19 protein-coding genes and 1 tRNA gene are annotated in these 20,416 nt (G+C 38.0%); 15 read left to right on the forward strand and 5 right to left on the reverse strand.

Annotated features, from left to right (window positions below; translation table 11 throughout):
- Positions 1-8: 8 nt before the first annotated feature.
- The 9 genes from ELS83_RS13050 (at position 9) to ELS83_RS13090 (ending at position 11,041) form a co-directional block, all read left to right on the forward strand.
- On the forward strand, positions 9-2,468 hold the full coding sequence (locus ELS83_RS13050) for a SusC/RagA family TonB-linked outer membrane protein (protein WP_171595998.1): 2,460 nt from the start codon (positions 9-11) through the stop codon (positions 2,466-2,468).
- Positions 2,469-2,726: 258 nt separating this feature from the next.
- Complete coding sequence (locus ELS83_RS13055) at positions 2,727-3,068, forward strand: hypothetical protein (protein ID WP_171595999.1); 342 nt, start codon at positions 2,727-2,729, stop codon at positions 3,066-3,068.
- A gap of 17 nt (positions 3,069-3,085) precedes the next feature.
- Positions 3,086-4,621, forward strand: coding sequence for a RagB/SusD family nutrient uptake outer membrane protein (locus ELS83_RS13060; protein WP_171596000.1), 1,536 nt, complete (start codon positions 3,086-3,088; stop codon positions 4,619-4,621).
- 78 nt (positions 4,622-4,699) lie between these two features.
- Complete coding sequence (locus ELS83_RS13065; protein ID WP_171596001.1) at positions 4,700-6,160, forward strand: glycoside hydrolase family 30 protein; 1,461 nt, start codon at positions 4,700-4,702, stop codon at positions 6,158-6,160.
- Between the two features lie 34 nt (positions 6,161-6,194).
- Positions 6,195-8,468 carry a beta-glucosidase BglX gene (bglX, locus tag ELS83_RS13070; RefSeq protein ID WP_171596002.1) on the forward strand — a complete coding sequence of 758 codons (2,274 nt, stop codon included), beginning with the start codon at positions 6,195-6,197 and terminating at the stop codon, positions 8,466-8,468.
- Between the two features lie 130 nt (positions 8,469-8,598).
- A complete protein-coding gene (locus tag ELS83_RS13075) occupies positions 8,599-9,006 on the forward strand; it encodes a hypothetical protein (RefSeq protein ID WP_171596003.1) in 408 nt (135 codons plus the stop codon).
- A gap of 69 nt (positions 9,007-9,075) precedes the next feature.
- The gene (gene sigZ, locus ELS83_RS13080; protein ID WP_171596004.1) at positions 9,076-9,648 is read left to right on the forward strand and encodes an RNA polymerase sigma factor SigZ; all 573 of its coding nucleotides are present in this window, start codon (positions 9,076-9,078) and stop codon (positions 9,646-9,648) included.
- Positions 9,649-9,856: 208 nt separating this feature from the next.
- Positions 9,857-10,837: a permease gene (locus tag ELS83_RS13085; protein ID WP_171596005.1), complete on the forward strand. Its 981-nt coding sequence runs from the start codon at positions 9,857-9,859 to the stop codon at positions 10,835-10,837.
- 33 nt (positions 10,838-10,870) lie between these two features.
- Positions 10,871-11,041, forward strand: a complete 171-nt coding sequence (locus ELS83_RS13090) for a hypothetical protein (RefSeq protein ID WP_171596006.1) — start codon at positions 10,871-10,873, stop codon at positions 11,039-11,041.
- A gap of 205 nt (positions 11,042-11,246) precedes the next feature.
- Here ELS83_RS13090 and ELS83_RS13095 read toward each other — a convergent pair whose 3' ends face one another.
- A complete protein-coding gene (locus ELS83_RS13095; protein WP_171596007.1) occupies positions 11,247-11,876 on the reverse strand; it encodes a LysE family translocator in 630 nt (209 codons plus the stop codon).
- Positions 11,877-11,983: 107 nt separating this feature from the next.
- Positions 11,984-12,826 (reverse strand): AraC family transcriptional regulator, encoded by an 843-nt coding sequence (locus ELS83_RS13100; protein WP_171596008.1) that lies wholly within the window; start codon positions 12,824-12,826, stop codon positions 11,984-11,986.
- 418 nt (positions 12,827-13,244) lie between these two features.
- Between ELS83_RS13100 and hpf the strand changes: the two genes are divergently transcribed.
- The 5 genes from hpf to ELS83_RS13125 all read left to right on the forward strand — a co-directional run bounded on the left by hpf (position 13,245) and on the right by ELS83_RS13125 (position 18,858).
- Positions 13,245-13,529, forward strand: a complete 285-nt coding sequence (gene hpf, locus ELS83_RS13105; protein ID WP_249414450.1) for a ribosome hibernation-promoting factor, HPF/YfiA family — start codon at positions 13,245-13,247, stop codon at positions 13,527-13,529.
- A gap of 144 nt (positions 13,530-13,673) precedes the next feature.
- Positions 13,674-14,225, forward strand: coding sequence for an RNA polymerase sigma-70 factor (locus ELS83_RS13110; protein ID WP_171596009.1), 552 nt, complete (start codon positions 13,674-13,676; stop codon positions 14,223-14,225).
- A 167-nt stretch (positions 14,226-14,392) separates the two neighbouring features.
- A complete protein-coding gene (locus tag ELS83_RS13115; RefSeq protein WP_171596010.1) occupies positions 14,393-15,343 on the forward strand; it encodes a FecR domain-containing protein in 951 nt (316 codons plus the stop codon).
- 7 nt (positions 15,344-15,350) lie between these two features.
- The gene (locus tag ELS83_RS13120; protein WP_171596011.1) at positions 15,351-17,933 is read left to right on the forward strand and encodes a TonB-dependent receptor; all 2,583 of its coding nucleotides are present in this window, start codon (positions 15,351-15,353) and stop codon (positions 17,931-17,933) included.
- 4 nt (positions 17,934-17,937) lie between these two features.
- A complete protein-coding gene (locus tag ELS83_RS13125; RefSeq protein ID WP_171596012.1) occupies positions 17,938-18,858 on the forward strand; it encodes a DUF4249 domain-containing protein in 921 nt (306 codons plus the stop codon).
- A 36-nt stretch (positions 18,859-18,894) separates the two neighbouring features.
- Here ELS83_RS13125 and ELS83_RS13130 read toward each other — a convergent pair whose 3' ends face one another.
- A complete protein-coding gene (locus ELS83_RS13130) occupies positions 18,895-19,338 on the reverse strand; it encodes a (4Fe-4S)-binding protein (protein ID WP_171596013.1) in 444 nt (147 codons plus the stop codon).
- A gap of 255 nt (positions 19,339-19,593) precedes the next feature.
- Here ELS83_RS13130 and ELS83_RS13135 point away from each other — a divergent pair.
- Positions 19,594-19,666 (forward strand) — tRNA-Trp (locus ELS83_RS13135).
- Between the two features lie 138 nt (positions 19,667-19,804).
- On the opposite strand, the gene ELS83_RS13140 is transcribed toward ELS83_RS13135, so the two are convergent.
- Entirely contained in the window at positions 19,805-19,951 is a 147-nt protein-coding gene (locus ELS83_RS13140; protein WP_171596014.1) for a hypothetical protein, read from the reverse strand.
- A 213-nt stretch (positions 19,952-20,164) separates the two neighbouring features.
- A partial coding sequence (locus ELS83_RS13145) for a hypothetical protein (protein WP_171596015.1) occupies positions 20,165-20,416 on the reverse strand: 252 nt, incomplete at its 5' end.

Raw genomic sequence — 20,416 nt, forward strand, 5'->3', positions numbered from 1 at the left:
TCAAATTTATGAAAAAATCTAACAATTCCAGAGCTACTTTATCCATAGCAGATAAAGGAAAGCAAATGAGAGGCAATTGGATGTTAAAACCAGTCCTCTTGTTACTAAGTATTTTATTAAGTACGGCGATGGTTTTCTCACAGGAAAAAACCATATCCGGAAAGGTAAGCGATTCTGAAGGCCTTGCATTACCAGGCGTAAACATCTCGTTAAAAGGCACAACCATGGGTACTGTATCGAATATTGATGGCGAATATTCCATTAGTGCAAGTCCCGAAAACGTTATTGTATTCAGTTTTATTGGTCACACAACACAGGAAATTTTAGTTGGCGATCAAAATACAATCAATGTAATCATGATGGAAGATGCTCTAAGCATGGATGAAGTTGTGGTAGTTGGATATGGTGTGAAAAAGAAGAGTTTGGTTACCGGATCGATTTCAAGTGTAAAATCTGAAGACATTCAGAATGTACCGGTTTCAAGAGCCGATCAGGCCATTCAAGGGAAAACTGCCGGTGTATCTATCCTTTCTACCTCCGGATCGCCTGGTGCAGGAGCAAAAATCCGCATTCGAGGTGTTAACTCCAACGGAAACTCGAATCCTTTGTTTATTGTTGACGGAATGAAAACCGGTGATATCAACAATATCGATCCGGGTGATATTGAGTCAATGGAAGTTTTAAAAGACGCTGCTTCGGCTGCAATTTACGGTACCGAAGGTGCAAATGGTGTTATCATTATTACCACCAAAAGTGGAAAACCGGGTGCAGCAAAAATTTCGTATGACTTTCAGTATGGCCTTCAATCTGCAAGAAGCGATATGGACCTAATGAACGCTGAAGAGTACAAACAGTGGATGGAAGAATCGGGAGCAGGCACAGTAACATTAAATGGTACTGATACAGATTGGTTAGATGAACTTTTTGAAGTTGCACCAATGCAAAAGCATCACCTTAGTTTCTCGGGTGGTAGCGAAAAAACTTCCTACTTAATTTCAGGTTCCTACTATTCTCAGAACGGTATTGTTGGCGACGATAAGGCAAAGTATGAGCGTTTTACAGCCAGAGCGAATATTAAAAGTCAATTGAAAGATTGGATTGAAGTTGGAAACAACATTAGTTTCTCTCATTCCAAACAAAAATACATTGGAGAGGACGATGAGTACAGAAGTCCTGTAAACTCGGCACTATTGCTTGATCCTTTAACCCCAGTTACTTATAATGGAACTCCCTCAAGAGTTCAAACTTTATTAGATGCTGGGAATACCATTCTTGCCGATAAAAATGGCAACTATTATGGTTTGCCGGAATATGCTACAGGTGAAATCTCAAATCCGCTTGCATTGTTGGATACTTATAGAAATACAATTACCCAGGATAAAATTCTGGGCAATGTATATGCAAAGCTTAAACCTATTAAAGGCCTAACCTTTACTACACGAATTGGTTTAGATTTAACCTATCAGACCGATCACAGATGGGCACCTTTATATTATTTCTCTCCAGAAAGTCAGAATTCGGAAACTTACGTTGATGATGATATTAACAAATGGTACACCTGGTTATGGGAAAACTTTGCATCTTATAACAAAGCATTTGGCGATCACGACTTTACAGTATTAGCTGGTTATTCAGCTGAAGAATCGCAAAGCCCGATGTATACCATGCACTCAGGTCCACTTGTGAAAGAAGGAAGTCAATATGCACACCAGGGTTACGCAACTGGAAATGAAGCTGATAAAGTTGGTGGTTCATACGAAGAACATGCTATGACCTCATTCTTTGGTCGTTTATCTTACAACTACCTGAACAAATACATGTTGGAATTTTCGATCAGACGTGATGCTGCCGATGTTTTCCCAAAGGATAACCAAGCTGCTGTGTTCTCTGCATTTTCTGCTGGTTGGACCATTTCTGAAGAAGATTTCTTTAATGTAAAAGGAATCGATTTTCTGAAGCTTCGTGCAAGTTGGGGTGAAAATGGAAGCCGCGCCAATACGCCAGGTAATGAAGGACAAGAGTTCTATGTTTTCAACAGTCAATATCCTGGAGCAGACGACAATTACCAGTCGGGAGCAGAAATTGACAAATTGGTAAATCCTGATTTGAAATGGGAAACAACGGAACAATTAGACCTAGGTTTCGATTTCAGAGCTTTGAACGGAAAATTATCATTCTCTGCCGATTACTATCACAAGAAAACAAAAGATTTGTTGGCTCAAGGTAGTGGTCCATTATCGGCAGGTAACGATTTCCCAATTATGAATGTAGGGGATGTTACCAACAAAGGTTTTGATTTTGAATTGGGCTACACCAACCGAGACAATGAATTTAAATACAGCATCAACCTAAACTTATCTACTCTTGATAACGAAGTAACCAGGTTAGATGTTGATAATCCTGTAAAAGGTGATAACCTTAGAGGATACGATTTAACATGGTTCGAAGAAGGATATCCTATCTGGTAATTTAAAGGTTTTAAAACTGATGGTGTAAACCCTGCAAATGGTGATGTAAATGTAGTTGATGTAAATGGTGATGGTGAAATTACCGATGCCGACCAGACTTATATTGGCGATCCACATGCCGATATTTTATATGGTGCTACATTTAATGCTCAGTACAAGGGATTCGATTTTAATTTATTCATACAAGGTTCGAAAGGGAATGATGTATTTATGGGTTGGTTCCGTTCTGACAGACAATTCTCGAACAAGCCTAAATTTATGTATGACGATCGTTGGACTCCAACCAATACCAACGCAAGTCGTCCGGCTGCAAACAATTCAAGCGACTATGTTTACAGAAGTGACTTGATGGTTTCTGATGGTTCTTACATGAGAATTAAGCAAATTCAGTTGGGTTATTCACTGCCAAAAGCAATGATTGAAAAGGCAGGTATCGATCGTGCAAGAGTATTTGTATCTCTTGATGACTTCTTTACTTTCACTGATTATGAAGGATTAGATCCTGAAGCAGGTAGTTCTAACAATACTCGTCAAGGTGTTGATAGAGGTTTATACCCAATCGCAGGAAAAGTAATTTTTGGTGTATCTGTTAACTTCTAATTTTAAAATCGCAAGACATGAAATTTTCAAAATACTATATATTCTTAATAGGATTAGCCTTGACTTTTTCTATTACTTCGTGTAACGAAGATGAATTTCTCGATAAAGAACCAATTGGTAAATTATCCAGTGAAACCTATTTAGAAACCGACGAGGAAGTAAAAACCGTTATTGTTGGGATCTATAACTCTATGCAAAACAATTTCTCGAGCGGTGCATGGGCAAGCGTTTATTTTATCAAAAATTTACCTGCCGATGATTGTTTAGCGGGTTCATCTCCGGGCGACCAAACAGGTTATCAGAACATTGATGACTTTGCAATTCAAACCACCAATGCAAAGATCGAAGCCATTTGGACCAACTTTTACAAAGCAATTAGTTCTGCAAATACCATTATCAATTTGGTTGAAGCTGATACAGATGCAAAGCAAGAAATGATTGCTGAAGCAAAAGCGCTTAGAGCTTATCAATACCTGGAATTGGTAACCATGTTTGGTGGTGTGCCTTTAATGACAAGCAATCCTGTTAGTTCTGAAGACTATCATTTGCCAAGATCAACAGTAGCTGAAGTTTATGCTCAAATTGAAAAAGATTTCTCAGAAGCAATTCCAAATCTTCCAATGAAGAGCGAATACAGTGCTGCCGACCGTTACAGAATGTCGAAAGGTGCTGCCCAGGCTTATTATGGAAAAGCACTTTTATACCAGGAAAAATATGCTGCTGCCGCAAGCGAATTGGCTGCAGTAATTAGCAGTAGCGAATACGACCTGGAACCTAATTTTGCAGATGTTTGGTCTAAAGAAACTGAATTTGGGCAAGAATCATTGTTCGAAGTTTCATACACCGCACAGGAAGGATACGATTGGGGTAACTTCCCTTGGGGAGGTGGTAACGAGAACAACATCGAAGTTCAGTTACAAGGTCCTCGTGGCAATTTATTTAACCTTTCCGGATCATCTTTGGATATTGTAAATGGATGGGGATTTAACATGCCTTCAGCAAAAATTGGCCAGGCATTTATCGATGCCGGTGATACCGAACGTGGAAATGCGACTGTAATGTCGGCTGCCGATTTCGAAGCCACAGGTGGTGTAATCGAAGATGACAATGCTCACGATTACGAAGGATTTATGAGAATGAAATATGTAACTCGTTCATCGGAAACCAGTGAAAGCGGAGTGCCGGAACTGAACTACACAACCAACTGGCGATTAATGCGATATGCAGATGTTTTATTAATGGCAGCCGAAGCTTATCACTTCTCGAGTCAAGATCCTCAGGCATTGGTAGAAATGAACAAAGTTCGCTCTCGTGCCGGATTGGCAGATATCACTGCTGCCGATAATATTTTCCAGGCCATCGTAACTGAGCGACAATTGGAGCTGGCTTTCGAAGGAAGCAGATACTGGGATTTGGTTCGTTGGGATTTAGCAGTACAAGAATTAGGAAGCTTAGGTTATACAGCAAACAAACATGAACTGTTCCCAATTCCACAGAATGAAATCATTGCCAACAATTCAATTAGCGATACCGACCAGAATCCTGGTTACTAAAATCATATTACAATAACAAAAGACTACCTCATTGTGGGGTAGTCTTTACCTGTTTCGTCACCTAATAGATTTATACATATGAAACGTTTTATTCCATTATTAGCAATTCCCCTGGCAGCATGCATTCAACCAGGTGAGAAAACAGAGCCGACAAAGATGAAAGATATGAACGTAGATGGGAAAAAAGCTAGTATTTATACTACAGCAAAGGATACTGATTTGCGTTTGGATAAATCTGGCACAGTAGAGTTTAAAAAGGCGAAACAAGCATTGGAAACTGAAAATTCAATTTTTGTGAATCCCAACAAAACCTTCCAAAGCTTTATTGGTATTGGTGGTGCCATTACCGATTCTTCGGCCGAAGTTTTTGCAAAACTATCCAAAGAAAAGCAGGAAGAGCTACTTCAGGCTTATTATGGAAAAAATGGGATTGACTACAGCTTAATGCGAACCTCTATTCACTCTTGCGATTTTAGCAAGGGCAAGTTTACCTATATCGAAGAAGGTGATAAGGAATTAAAAACATTCTCCATTGATGTGGATAAAGAATACCGACTTCCGATGATTAAAAGAGCCATTGAAAAGGCTGGTGGTTCAATTCTTTTTTATGCAAGTCCGTGGAGTCCTCCTGCATTTATGAAAGACAGCAAAAACATGCTGCAAGGCGGCAAATTGCTTCCTGAATATTACGATGCCTGGGCAAAATACTATGCCAAATTTATCAAGGCCTACGAGGCTGAAGGAATTCCTGTTTGGGGTGTTACCATCCAAAATGAACCCATGGCAACCCAACGTTGGGAATCGTGCATCTATACTGCCGAAGAAGAAAGAGATTTTCTAAAGAACCACCTGGGGCCAACTTTTGAAAAAGAAGGTTTGGCCGATAAAAAAATTGTGGTTTGGGATCATAATCGAGATTTAATTACCCACAGGGCAAATACAATTTTCGATGATCCTGAAGCTGCTAAATATGCCTGGGGAACCGGATTCCATTGGTACGAAACCTGGAGAAAAGGAAAACCAATGTTCGACAATTTACAAAGAATTCAGGAATCATATCCTGACAAGAAATTATTATTTACCGAAGGCTGCAACGAAGCATTCGATCCTGAAAAATACCAATACTGGCCTAATGCCGAGCGCTACGGTCGTTCCATGATTAACGATTTTAATTGTGGAACAGTAGGCTGGACCGACTGGAACATTCTTTTGGATGAAACCGGTGGACCAAATCATGTAAACAACCTTTGTTTTGCTCCTGTTCATGCCGACACAAGAAATGACAGTCTAATATATACACCATCCTATTACTACATTGGCCATTTTTCAAAGTTTATCAGGCCTGGAGCCAAACGAGTAAGCACGGTTTCAAGTATCAGTTTCCTGGAGAGCACAACATTTGTGAATCCCGATGGGAAAATGGCAACCGTAGTGATGAATTCAACCGACGAAGAAATTACCTATCAATTGTATGTTGGAAGCAATACTGCTGCAAGTATTGTAATTCCGGCAAGGGCAATGCAAACCATTATATACTAAATCATATTACAAACTCAACCAAAACGAACAAAGAATGATCAAGTTAGAGCAATTATTAGCAGGATGTCTTATCTTTTTTTCTGCTTGTACCAATAATGAAGGCATGAAGAGCAAGGAGGATCAATTTGTTGATGAGCTGATTTCAAAAATGACACTGGAAGAAAAAATTGGGCAGATGAACCAATATACCAGTCATTGGGAGATGACTGGGCCAGCGCCAAAAAATGCCTCATCGCAAAAACGATTAGAAGAAATTAAAAGTGGTGGTGTTGGATCTATGCTTAATGTTGTTGGAGCCAAGGCAACCTACGAAGCACAAAAACTGGCAGTAGAAAATAGTAGGTTAGGAATCCCATTGATATTTGCCTACGATGTAATTCACGGATTCAAAACCATGGCTCCTATCCCATTGGCCGAAGCATGTGCCTGGGATCCTGAAATTTCGAAACTCTCATCTCAATTGGCTGCACGTGAAGCATCGGCTTCTGGTTTGCACTGGACTTTTGCTCCTATGATGGATGTAGGGCGCGATGCACGCTGGGGACGAGTGATGGAAGGCTGTGGAGAAGATCCATACCTGGCAAGTGTTTTATCGGTGGCAAGAGTAAAGGGATTCCAGGGCGATGACCTTAGCCAAAATTACACCATGGCTGCCTGTGCCAAGCATTTTGCTGCCTATGCTTTTGTAGAAGCAGGCAGAGAGTACAACACAGTCGATATCGGAACTTTCACGCTGCACAATATTGCACTTCCTCCTTTTAAAGCTGTCGCTGATGAAGGTGTGAGTACCTTCATGAATGCTTTTAATATCATTAATGGAACGCCGGCCACAGCCAGTCCATATCTGCAAAGAGATCTATTAAAAGGAGAATGGAATTTCCCTGGCTATGTAGTTTCCGACTGGGGAAGTATCGAAGAAATTGTAACGCACGGAGCTGCTGAAGATTTAAAACATGCTGCTGAACTTGCTGTAAAAGCAGGTTCTGATATGGACATGGAGTCGAGTGCTTACCTTCCTTACTTAAAAGAGTTGGTAGAAGAAGGAAAAGTTGATGAAGCTTTAATTGATGATGCTGCCCGAAGAATCCTGAAAATAAAATATCGATTGGGATTGTTTGAAGATCCGTACAGATATTCGAATGAAGAGCGTGAAAAAGAAATAGTTTACAGCAAAGAGAGTCGTGAACAAGCAAGAAAAATAGCTCGCCACTCTATGGTTTTGCTGAAGAATGACGATCAGCTTTTGCCGCTTTCAAAAAACACCAAATCAATCGCAGTAATTGGACCATTGGCTGATGACAAAAATTCTCCTTTAGGAAGTTGGAGAGCACAAGCGATTAAAAACTCTGCAGTATCACTTTTGGAAGGAATTCAAAAAGCTGTAGGTTCAAGCACCAACATTAAATATGCAAAAGGTTGCGATTTGGCTTTGGGAGATCGTAACTTCCTGGACGAATTGGTTTATGCCAAGGCAGATGCCACTGAGATGGCAAAAGCTGTTGCTGTTGCTCAAAAATCAGACCTCGTGATTATGGCTTTGGGCGAAGATTGCTTCCAATCGGGCGAAGGTCGCAGTCAGACCGACATTCGTTTAAAAGGTGTGCAAATGGAGCTGTACAACAAAATCAGGAAACTGAATAAAAAAATTGTTGTAGTACTGATGAATGGCCGCCCAGTTGCCATTCCTGAGATTGCCGAAAGTGCCGATGCCATACTGGAAACCTGGTTTGCCGGAACTGAAGCTGGTAACGCTATTGCTGATGTATTGTTTGGAGATTTTAATCCGTCAGGAAAATTAACCACTTCTTTTCCATATGCCACCGGACAATGTCCAATTTATTACAATCATATGAACACAGGGCGCCCAACTGCTACCGGAAATGTATTTTGGTCGCATTATACCGATGCGCCGAACGAGGCTCTTTATCCCTTTGGTTATGGTTTAAGCTATACAGAATTCGAATATGCCAAACCTTCAACAGATAAGGAAATTTACGCCATGAATGAATCGGTAAAACTACGTGTGAAAGTAAAGAATACTGGTAAATTTACTGGTGAAGAAGTAGTCCAGCTCTACATTCAGGATCCTGCAGCAACCTACGCCCGACCGGTAAAAGAGTTAAAAGCATTCCAGAAAATCAGTTTTAAAGCTGGAGAAGAAAAAGAAATTGAGTTCAGTCTGAATCAATCAGATTTAGGATATTATTCTCCTGAAGGCAAATTCCTGTTCGAAGCAGGCACTTATCACCTGTTTGTAGGAACAAATTCAAGAGAAGTACAAAAGCTTAGTGTTAAGTTCAACGATTAGTTCGTTTGGTTAGAGTTAAAAGCAAGGTTTTTTGGGCCTTGCTTTTTTTTTTCATTTTTTTCAAGAATCCTGCATCTTTTCCCATCCTTTTCCGACATCTCTATACACTTTAAAATTATAAAGTATAGATATGACAAACAAAAAATCAACTTTAACTGGGTTTGGAGCAGCACTTTTGGCTGTTTTGGGAAGTATAACATGCTGTGGTGCACCAATTGCAGCAGGAATTTTGGCAACAGTAGGAATCGGTGCCAGTCAGCTGGAATTTCTTCATTCTATTCAGTACTACCTTATCGGGATTTCATTTGTAGCATTGGGCATAGGCTTTTACAAAAGCTATTTTCAGAATAGTAAATCCTGTTGTACGGCTGACACCTCACAAAAACCAAATAAAACCTCCCGTTTTTTCTTATGGATTGTGAGCCTCTTCACAATTGGTTTATTGATCCAAAGCTTGAAAATGGAAGCGGCAAAATCTGAAAGTTCGTGTTGCCCTACACAAGATACAACAGAGCAATCATGTTGTCCTGCACAGTAAGGAATAAGATAATTTATCATTTGTAATCTTAGCAGTATTTGCTTAATTTATTCACAAAAGTTTCCATTCATGAATTGCGATATTCATCATATATATCAGCGTTACAGCTCACATTTGCTGGCCTTTATTCGCCAGCAGATTAAAGATAGTTCTACTGCCGACGATTTGTTGCAGGAGGTTTTCTTAAGAACCATGGAATCCTGTATCAGTGAGAAAAACATCAAAAATTTAAAAAGCTGGCTGTTCCAGGTAACACGAAATACTATTGTAGATTACTATCGTGCTCAGAATAAAACTTTTCAGGAACAAGATTACATCATCCACAATCATTTTAACTCTCCTGATTTTCAACAAATTCTTTCCGAAGATATTGCTGATATGATTGAGCTTCTGCCCGAAGAATATGCTGTTCCTCTCCGTTGGAGCGACATTGAAGGGATACCACAAAAGGAGATTGCCGATAAATTAAATATCGGGCTTCCCGGAGCAAAATCGAGGATACAGCGAGCACGTAAAAAGCTCCGCGACTTGTTCTACGAGTGTTGCGATATTGAACTGGATGCACAAGGCAATATTATCTCCTGCGAAATTAAGAGTCACTGTACTCCCCTGCTCGAAAAACGTGAACAAGAAAAAAAATAATTCTCTCTTTTTGCATCTTTTGAATCCTTGTTTCGACTCTATTGTGAAAACAATATGAGATTGAAATAAAACAATGGAGAAAATTAAATCAGCAAGCTGGTTCCGTATCATTTATGGCCAGCGTGGAAAATCGACTTGTTGTCCCGGATAATGAAAAAATTTATAAACCCAGATCAAATTCATTATTCAAAATCAACAAGTAAAAATTATGCAAGAGAGTTTAATATTAGCAATCAGAAATTTATTTTATCATTCGCTAGGAGTTGTACCCACACCATTTTACGATGGCTTAACCAAAACACTGGGAAACTTTGTATTTATCACCCTGGAGTTATTTGTTCTGTTCATACTGATTACGGCAATTATTGAGTATATCATGATTCATGTGAATCAACAAAAACTCCAGAAACTGTTCGAGGGAAAAGGCATTGTTGGTAATATAGCTGCTGCAACATTTGGTGCAGTAACACCATTTTGTGCCTGTTCAACCATACCTATGACTGTAGGATTTTTAAATGCAAAAGTTCCTTTCGGATCTGTGATGTCATTTCTAATTTCGTCGCCACTACTTAACCCAATTATTGTAGCCATGTTGGCAGCAACAGTTGGAGTGCAAAATGCAGCAATCTATTTTGCTTTGTCCTTTAGTTTATCTGTCCTTTTCGGATATCTGCTTCAAAAATTCAATTTCGCCAAACAGGTAAAGGCAGTAAAAGTTACTGGCGGTAAGCAAACCGATAATAATGGAACCGACCAAAGAAAATCTTTATCGATTCTGAAAAAAATGGGAATTTCATTAAAAGTGGGTTGGGACACTTTGCTACCTATACTTCCATATTTATTTATTGGTGTTGCTGTTGGAGCTGCCATTTATGGTTATCTGCCAAAAGGGGAAACCATTGCCCAGTATGCCGGAAAGGGAAATTTATTTGCGGTACCAATAGCTTCAATTTTGGGAATTCCTTTGTACATCAGGGCCGAAACAGCAATTCCTATTGCCATGTCGCTCATTACAAAAGGGGTTGGAATGGGTACTGCCATTGCACTAATTATTGGGGGCGCCGGAATGGCCATTCCCGAAATGACCATGCTGGCCAAAATCTTCAAGAAAAAACTGCTGTTCACATTTATCGCAGTCATCTTTCTTGTGGCAGTTATTACTGGCTACGCATTCAATATTATCATGTAAACAAAAGTAAAGTTCATTAAAAACAGATGTAAAATGGGATTATTTGGAAAATCAAAAAAGAAGTCGAATTGTTGTTCGATTCAAATAGAAGAAACAAAAGAAAGCAAAAAGGAAAAACCATCTTGTTGCGATATCACCATTGAAGAAGCACAAGAAAAGGAAACATCAAATGAAACTGAAAGCAAGTTTTCCATCAAAGAGTAGGAAAATAATTACCAAACTTATGAATCTGAGTATAGTTTAAAACTATTTTAATCGAATACAGATTTTAAAAAAGGGGGAAATTTCATTAACCACAATGCACCTTTCCCCCATACTTCCCTATAAGTCTTTTTATTTACGTGATAAAGTAAAACGAATACCTTAAAATGTAACAATTCAAAGGCTAGTAGGTCAAAACAAATATTTATTATTTATCAGATGTAAGTAATAATCCTGCCAATATCGTTAAGACTCCAAATTTGCTCCATTTGGTAATGGTTAAGAAATTTGGACTTTCCAGGTATCTATGTAATCTTCCAGATAAAATTGCGATGAAGCTAAATACGAGCCATGCCTGTATCATAAAAATAAAGCCCAGAATAATCATCTGAAAACTGATATTAAAGCCTGATTTACTAACAAACTGAGGTAAAAAAGCGATAAAAAAGAGTGATACTTTTGGATTCAAAACATTCATCAGAAAGCCCTTTCGAATGAGTTGACTTATGCTTTTACGCTCAGCTCCTTTTGTGAAATCCTTTTTGCTTCCTCCCGGTTTTGTTTTTAAAGCTGATATTGCCAGGTAGAACAAATAGGCAGCACCCAAATATTTAATAATTGAGAAGATGAGAACCGATTGCTGAATAACGATAGATAACCCCAGAGCTGCAGCCAAGGTATGAATCATTACCCCAAGCGATAAACCCAATGATATAGACAATCCACTTCGTTGCCCGCTGCTCACACTCTCTGTAAGCACAAAAATATTATCGGGCCCAGGCATAATTGATAAGATCAATGATGCTGTTAAAAAAGACAAAATCAACTCTATCTCCATTCTACACAATTCTTTCGTTATTATTGAAAGTAAAGTAAACTGAAATGGAGGAAAATAAGATTAGCAAAATTCACTTAAAATTGTGCCATTTTGTTTTTTGCACAAACCTATTGGTAATTTTTAAGCAGTTGATCTTTTAAATTGGAAGGTCGACATCCCATATGCTTTTGCACAAAGCGACTATAAGAACTCTGACTATCAAAATTCAACCGAAAGCTAATCTCCTTATGCGTCATGTGTTCCGCCAGGAGCAGACTCTTAATTTCCAGAATAAGCAATTCGTGTAAGATTTGTAAAGGAGTTTTCCCCAATTTTTCTTTTAGCTCAGTATTCAGCTTACTAATCGATACGTTTAGCATTTTAGCATAATCGGCTACCAATCTTTTTTGCTTAAAATTTCTCTCGGCCAAATCGATAAACTGATCCAGTAGAACATCATGTAAGCTGGTTTCAGATTTCTGAGGCAGTACATCTAATATTTGAAAGAAAACATAGCCAAACAAATGTCTAATTTGCTGATTTTTATACACATTATTTGAATGATACAAATCTTTCAATTGTTTAAAATTGTCATAAAGCAATTGAAATTTTTGAGGAGAAAGTTGCGTGTAAGCATTCGATCTCAGCAACTGCATGAAATTTATTTGACCTGGTAAAAGGCTGGCTTGTAAAAACTCTTTGGTAAACTGAATAATAATGCCATTTTCCTCCCTGTGGCGTTTCATCAAATGAACCTGGTTTGGCATCACCACATATAATGATTTTTCATGAATTGGATATTCAACAAAATCGATCAGTTGAGATCCTTTTCCGCCTCCTTCAAATAAAATGATTTCAAAATAATCATGCCGATGAATACTTTTATAGTCGTAAACAGGCTTGTGATGGATCTCTATCATTTGAAAAGACAAATGATCACGATTTTCGTTTTGTAATTCTTGAATTTCCATAGTCGCCAATGTATTGGAAGTAGACATGCAATCTAATTTATTTTTAGGAAAAATCCATACCTAATAACTCCCTGGCAAAAAACAATGAAGCACAAAAACAGTAGTTTTACAGGTAACATACAACATTAAACAATATATTAAAGGATTCAAATTCCAGTATAATTTTAATATTTCGAAAAAACTTAATTTTTAGTTCGCTTATTTTGAAGACTTTGAAAATTAATATTTGTTAAACTTCAATAAAAACGCATGTTTCATTTCATAAGCTTATTTTTTTTGCTTAATTTCAAGCTAGAAAGATTAATCAAAAAGGCTTAACGAAGCCGAACATTCGCGAAAAATAAAACCGGTTTACACTTATCAGAATATTAACTTATGCACTTGTGCATATTAAAATATAGGAGGAATTGTGATGAACATGAAGATGCAATCCGTAGGTTTTAAAGCAGATAGTAAGCTAGAAGCTTTCATTAACCAAAAACTTAAAAAGCTTGAGAAGTTGGAAAACAGTATTACTACTTACGATGTAATATTAAACGTTGACAAAGCAAGTAATAAGGAAAACAAGGTTGTTGAGGTGAAAATGCAAGTTCCGGGTTCAGAACTATTTGCAAAAAAACAAAGTAAAACATTTGAAGAAGCAACAGATTTGGTAGCCGATGCACTTCGAAGCCAAATTCTAAAATATAAAGAAAAGAGATAATCCTCGAACAGAAACGGAGTCAATTGACTCCGTTTTTTTTGCCTCTTACCTAGCCAATTCAACCATTAACTTTTCTTCACATTTATTATAGCTCTTTAATAGGATAATATTTCTATTTTTGATCCAGCCCAATCTAAATGTGATATGCAATTATCCAAAACCACAAAGAATATCGATTTTGAAAATTGTTTCAAAGAGTATTACTCTCCTTTGTGCAAATATGCTTATACATTACTTCCCGATCAGGATTTGTGTGAGGATTTGGTGCAGGAAATCTTTCTAAAAATTTGGGATAAAAATCCTGACATCAACTCATCTCTTTCTTCCTACTTATACAGGGCTGTAAAAAATGCTTGTATCAACGAGGTAAAAAAGAAAATGCAGCAGGCCAATCTTCCCATTGAGGAAATTGAGGATCCGATGGACACGCCTTTCGATCTAAATCGGGAAAAAAACCTTTCAGCCATTAAAGTGAAAGTCACAAAGGCTATCGACAACTTGCCTCCGCGATGCAGAGAAATTTTCGTAATGCGACGCAATATGCAGATGTCATACGATGAAATATCAATTGCATTAAACATTTCTAAGAAAACCATCGAGAATCAGATGAATTCTGCCATTAAAAAACTGAGAACTCAGTTGAGCAAATCTGATTTATTGGTATACTTCCTGATGTTTCGTAGAAAACAGAATTAGTTGCCACCCCTTACTCACTACTGTATTTCAACAACTTAAATAAATCACACTTATTTATATCAATTTTTTTTCAAAAAAAATGATCGGACCAATAGGGGTAAATCATTTTTCATTGTCTTACTTATAGAATTGCAATTTTATTTGAAGTACAATTTAATTTCAGGGCCATGAAAATTAATACCGAGTTAATAACCGATTATTTAAATAAGCAATGTGATCAAGAAACAAGAGAGAGTATAGAAAATTGGCTGGATGAAAATCCGGCAAACCGAGAATATTATGAAGAGCTCAAACTTTATTGGGAAAGTAAATCCGAAATTGCTGATGAAATTGAGTTTGATGGAGAGAAAGCATTTAAACAGCTAAGTATAAAACGATCCAGACAAAAGCGCTTATGGATTCGTCGATTTGTTCAATATGCAGCTGCTCTTGCAGTATTAATTGCAAGTGGCATAAGTGCCTACCTTTATATCAACCCGATTTCGAACCATGTTTTGGTTCAAAATAATGACACATTTGAAAAAAAGTTGAACATGCCCGATGGCAGTACAATCCTATTGGCCCAGGGAGGTAGCATTGAGTATTCGAAACATTTTTCAGAGAACACAAGATCGATACAACTTAGGGGAACAGCATTTTTTAATGTTGCAAAAGACAAAAACAGACCATTTATTATCACCACCAGTCGGACTCGAACACAAGTTTTAGGAACATCATTTCGAATCTCAGAAAATATTAGCAAAACCTCTATTGAGGTAGAATCGGGGATTGTGGAATTTATGGAAATCGATGATCCTGAAAATAAAGTACGACTGGTAAAAGGTGATATGGCAAAATTTGTTCCCAGGCAACATGTTGTTCTAAAGGGAAATCAAAAATTACAGAATGCTGATTTCAAAATTCAACATTTGGCATATCAGAATCAGAATTTAGCAAGTATATGTAAAGATTTAAGTGAACTGTTTCATTCAGATATCAGACTGGAAGGTGACCATACCACTCATCTTACATTAACAGCGGTATTCGAGGATCAAACCCTCGACAATATCCTGGAAACCATATCTTTTAGTTTGGATCTGGAGATCGAAAAACAGGAAAAATTCATCCTACTAAAATAAATTATTAATGAGAAATATATTTCTTTCTCTGATGGCATTATTCATGCTATTGGGGATGAATACAGCAATGTCTCAATCGAAAGACACACAAAGCATTACAACAAAAAAAGAAGCCTATACTTTTGTGGAACTTATGGACTTGATTAAAAGTCAGACCAAGTTAAATTGCACCTACCCGGGAACCGAGGAACTCACCAATAAAAAAGTTCACCTGGGTAAAAAATCCTACCCACTAAGAATTTTATTGGATAAGGTTTGTTTGCAGCTACAGTTAAAGTACAAAATCATTGGCAATCAGATCGCTTTTAAGAAATATCCGGCTAAGACCGTAACAATAAGCGGCTACATTAAAGATGCAAGTAATGGCGAAGATTTAATAGGTGCAGCCTGTTATATCAAAGAAATTAGAAAGGGAACAATTACCAATCCCTATGGCTTTTACTCCTTAAGCATTCCGGCAGGTTATTACACGGTAAGTTTTTCGTTTTTAGGAACAAAAACCCAGGTAAAAACAATGGAAATTGCCGACAATATCAGTTTAAATATCGATTTGGCATCGGATAATTTACAGATTCAAGAAGTTGTGGTTAGAGGTGAAGCGGCGGCAAGTAATGTTGAGAGCGCTGAAATGAGTGTTGTAAAAGTACCAGCTTCAACCATAAAAAAGTTGCCAGCCTTAATGGGTGAAGTTGACCTGATTAAGGCTGTACAAATGCTTCCCGGTGTAAAACCTGCAGCCGAAGGATCGAGTGGCTTTAGTGTTCGCGGTGGGAATCCGGATCAGAATCTTTTGTTACTCGATGAGGCTCCGGTTTACAATGCGTCGCACCTGCTTGGTTTTTTCTCCATTTTTAACAACGATGCTTTAAGCGATATGAAGCTTTACAAAGGCGATATTCCTGCTGGCGTTGGTGGCAGACTTTCTTCATTTCTGGATATCAGGATGAAAAATGGGAACAGCAAAAAATTTAGCGGTAACGGGGGTATAGGGACTATCTCTTCACGCCTGACACTTGAGGGGCCAATTGGTAAAAATGAGAAAACCTCATTCATGCTATCGGGGCGACGAAGTTATGCTGATTTATTTTTGCGACTTTCCTCTGATGAAGATGTCAAAAACAACATCATATACTTTTATGATGTAAATGCAAAAATCAACCATAAGTTTAATGATAAAAACCGCCTGTTTGTTTCCACTTACATGGGAAAAGATAAATTCAAAAGCAACGAAAATGAGTTGAATTTTGGAAACAGAACCGTGAGTCTTCGCTGGAACCATCTGTTTTCGAACAAACTCTTTTCCAATGCTACTTTCCTGTATAGCAAGTACGATTATGAACTTTCGAATCGCCTGGGAGCCGATGCATTCAAGTGGAAATCGAATATGGAAGATTATTCAGCAAAAATCGATTTCAATTACTTTCTGAATTCAAATAACAACATCAAGTTTGGAGGATTATTTACCTATCACAAATTTGAACCGGGACATGCATACGGACTGGGCGAACAATCGTTCTTTTCGGATTATCGTGTGAATGAATCCAATGCTTTGGAAGAAGCGCTGTATATTTCCAATGAGCAGAAAATCGGCGATCGCCTGATCTTAAAATATGGTTTGCGTTTTAGCATGTTCAATAATATTGGAAAAGGAACGGTTTATGATTTTGATGAAAACTATAATGTGGCTGACTCTACAACTTACAAGAAGGGTGATATCTTTAATACTTATACTAATTGGGAACCTCGGTTTGGATTGAAATATTCTGTTGGACCAACCTCATCGATCAAAGCCAGTTATTCCAGAACAACCCAATACATGCAGTTGACTCAAAATTCGACTGGTGGATTGCCTTTGGATGTATGGTTTCCGGCTTCGCCAAATGTAAAACCACAAACTTCCGATCAATTTGCGCTTGGTTACTTCCGAAACTTTAGGGACAATACCATCGAAATGTCTTTGGAAAGCTACTATAAAAAAATGCACAATTCGATTGATTTTAAAGACTTTGCCGATTTGCTTTTGAACAAACACCTGGAAGGGGAATTGAGAACTGGATCGGCAGAAGCCTATGGTTTCGAGTTTACAACGAACCTGAAATTTAACCGCCTGCAAGGTTGGGTTGGTTATACCTGGTCGAGAACAAAGCGTACCATCGAGGGAATAAACAATGGCAATGCCTATCGTTCGCCTTACGATGTGCCTCACAATATTAAAGCAGCGCTTAGCTATAAGCTCACAAAAAGAACAATAGTTTCTGCCAACTTTACCTACTCAACCGGATCACCGGTAACTTACCCGGTAGGTCGTGCCGAATACCAGGGTTCATTAATCAAAATCTACTCAGGCAGAAACTCTTATCGCATGCCTGATAACCATCGTTTGGATTTGGCAGTAACCTTAAAGGGTAAAAAGAAACCTGGCAGAAAATGGGAAAGCGAATGGAATTTCTCCCTTTACAATGCCTATGGTAGAAAAAATCCTTGGTACATCAGTTTCAACCAGGATGAAGACAATCCGAAGGTAATGAAGGCTGAAAAAACCTACTTGTTCACATTTGTACCATCAATAACTTATAATTTTAAATTCTAGAATGATGCAAATCAATATATTAAAATCGATGATTAATTCACGACATAGCCTTCAGGCAAAATTTGTTGGTTTAATGATGTTCGCCATTCTTTTTTCATCCTGCACCGAAGAAATTGATGTGAATGTGGACAGTGGTGAAACTCGCCTTTCTGTAGAAGCCACGCTTACCTCCGATTTAAAAAAGCATTTCGTAAAACTTAAGGAATCGAGCGATGTATTCTACGATCAGGAAGCCGTTGCAGTAGAAAATGCAAGCATCAGCGTAAGCGATGGAAGTACCAACTATCAGTTCATCGAAACCAAACCTGGCTATTACGAAAGCGAAAACGAATTTGCCGGCGAACCGGGCAAAACTTATTCATTATCAATTACCAATGTAGATGTGAATAAAGATGGTGAATTGGAAGAATACCTGGCTAGTTCCACCATGAAACAGCCTTATGCTGTGGATTCTATCAGACTACATTATGATCCTGAATATGAATCGGAAGGCAGGGGTGATGACGATGAAGAAGGAGAATTCTGGCTGGTATCTCTATACATGAAAGATGATATTAAAACTGAAGATTTTTATGCATTCGCCTGCAGACGCAATGATATTTTGGTACATGATACCATTACCGAAGTTTTGGTACAAAAGGATACCTATTTCAATGGTGAAACAACCAAGGGGGTTGATGTAGGCGAATTTGATCAGGCCAAACCTGATGAAATTTTACGAAATAATGACAAGATTACTCTTGAAACCTATGCAATAGATGAAGCTTATTACGATTTTGTTTTTCAGCTACAGGAAATGGATGAAGAACAAAGTATGTTTTCTGGTCCTCCAGGCAATATTAGTACTAACATATCAAATGGAGCCATCGGATTTTTTGCCGTGTACTCCATTACGAGAACAAGTATTATTCTCGAAACAGACTAATGAAACGAAAGAGCACTTTTTAGGGTGCTCTTTTTTTTATTCCTTAAATCCGATGTCGTGATGCGAACCATCGCAGAAAGGTTTATTTTTCGAGGCTCCACACCTACAAAAATAACAGGCATCTTCCATGGCTTCACGTTTTCCATCCGCACCAATTAACGTGATTGGTCCTTCAACCATCAATGGACCATTGGTCATCACCTCTACCTTCTTTCCTGTTTCCAGGGCTTTTATTGGCCCTTTATCTGCTTCATCCTCTTCAGGAGTATTCATATAAAAGGATAAGGCACGCGATGGGCACTTTTGCACTTGCTTAATAATCGATTCAGTATCCGATCCCTGCATTTTGATCCAGGGGCGAGTTCCAGGCTGAAAAACTGTTGGCAAGCCTTTAAAACAGGTTCCGGCATGAATACAAATGGCCGAGTCGTATACCACAGTTACCTCTCCGTTTGAATATTCTTTTTTTGTATTCTTCATGATAGCTTGTTTTGAAGTTAGATTGTCACACTATAATTTACCACATTTTTAAAAAAATTGCAGAATTTTATTTCAATGCCAAAAAAAATATATTTATGACAATCCTCTCATCCTGAACAAGCTGCAAAATCGAGAAAAATCAACATGAATAAAATCGAAATATTAGCCCCGAAAAGGACTTGCAGATCTAAAAAAATGTTCTACTTTTGTCGCAGACTTTTGAAAAAGCCAAGGCTTGAAAGTCTACAAAAACATACGGGTGTAGCTCAGTTGGCAGAGCACTGGTCTCCAAAACCAGGTGTCGGGAGTTCGAGTCTCTCCTCCCGTGCAAAACCTTCCGATTTTTCGGGAGGTTTTTTTGTATCTACTAAAAAACAAAACCGCCCGAAGGCGGTTCATAGTTTTTAATTGTTCTAACACTAATTATATTTCTAACTCTGGTACAAAGAGTCACCTATCGGTGATTTTATACACGCTCTTTTAATAAATGATTGTCTGCTATTTCCTGATAATTTTCTTGGTTTAAATTGTTTTTAAATCCTCTCTTTGATTTCTTTGATTGAGGTCTTCTTCTCTTTTCCCTGGTCTGTTCAGCTCTAAAAGTTTTAGACATAACATCAAAATTTTAGTTCTTCAAAAATCATATTATCAGATATTTGTACGGAAAAATGATTTGTGACGTTACAAAAAAATGGATAAAAAAATAAACAGAGCTTGCTAAGGCTTATGAAATAGGCCAAAACAAAACGCACCACAAAAAATTGTAGTGCGTTATTTATTTTAACGGCCCTTCGACTTCGCTCAGGGACCTGCGTCCTTAAATTATTTACAGTCCCAAAGATTCCTGAGTGGAGTCAACAGCATACCTTATTTTAAATTGCAGCTCCAAAGGTTCCTGAGCGAAGTCAACAGCATACTTTATTTTAAATTGCAGTTCCAAAGATTCCTGAGTGGAGTCAACAGCATACCTTATTTTAAATTGCAGCTCCAAAGGTTCCTGAGTGGAGTCAACAGCATACCTTATTTTAAATTGCAGTTCCAAAGGTTCCTGAGCGGAGTCAACAGCATACCTTATTTT

Source organism: Marinifilum caeruleilacunae (assembly GCF_013141825.1).
Classification (GTDB): Bacteria; Bacteroidota; Bacteroidia; order Bacteroidales; family Marinifilaceae; genus Marinifilum; species Marinifilum caeruleilacunae.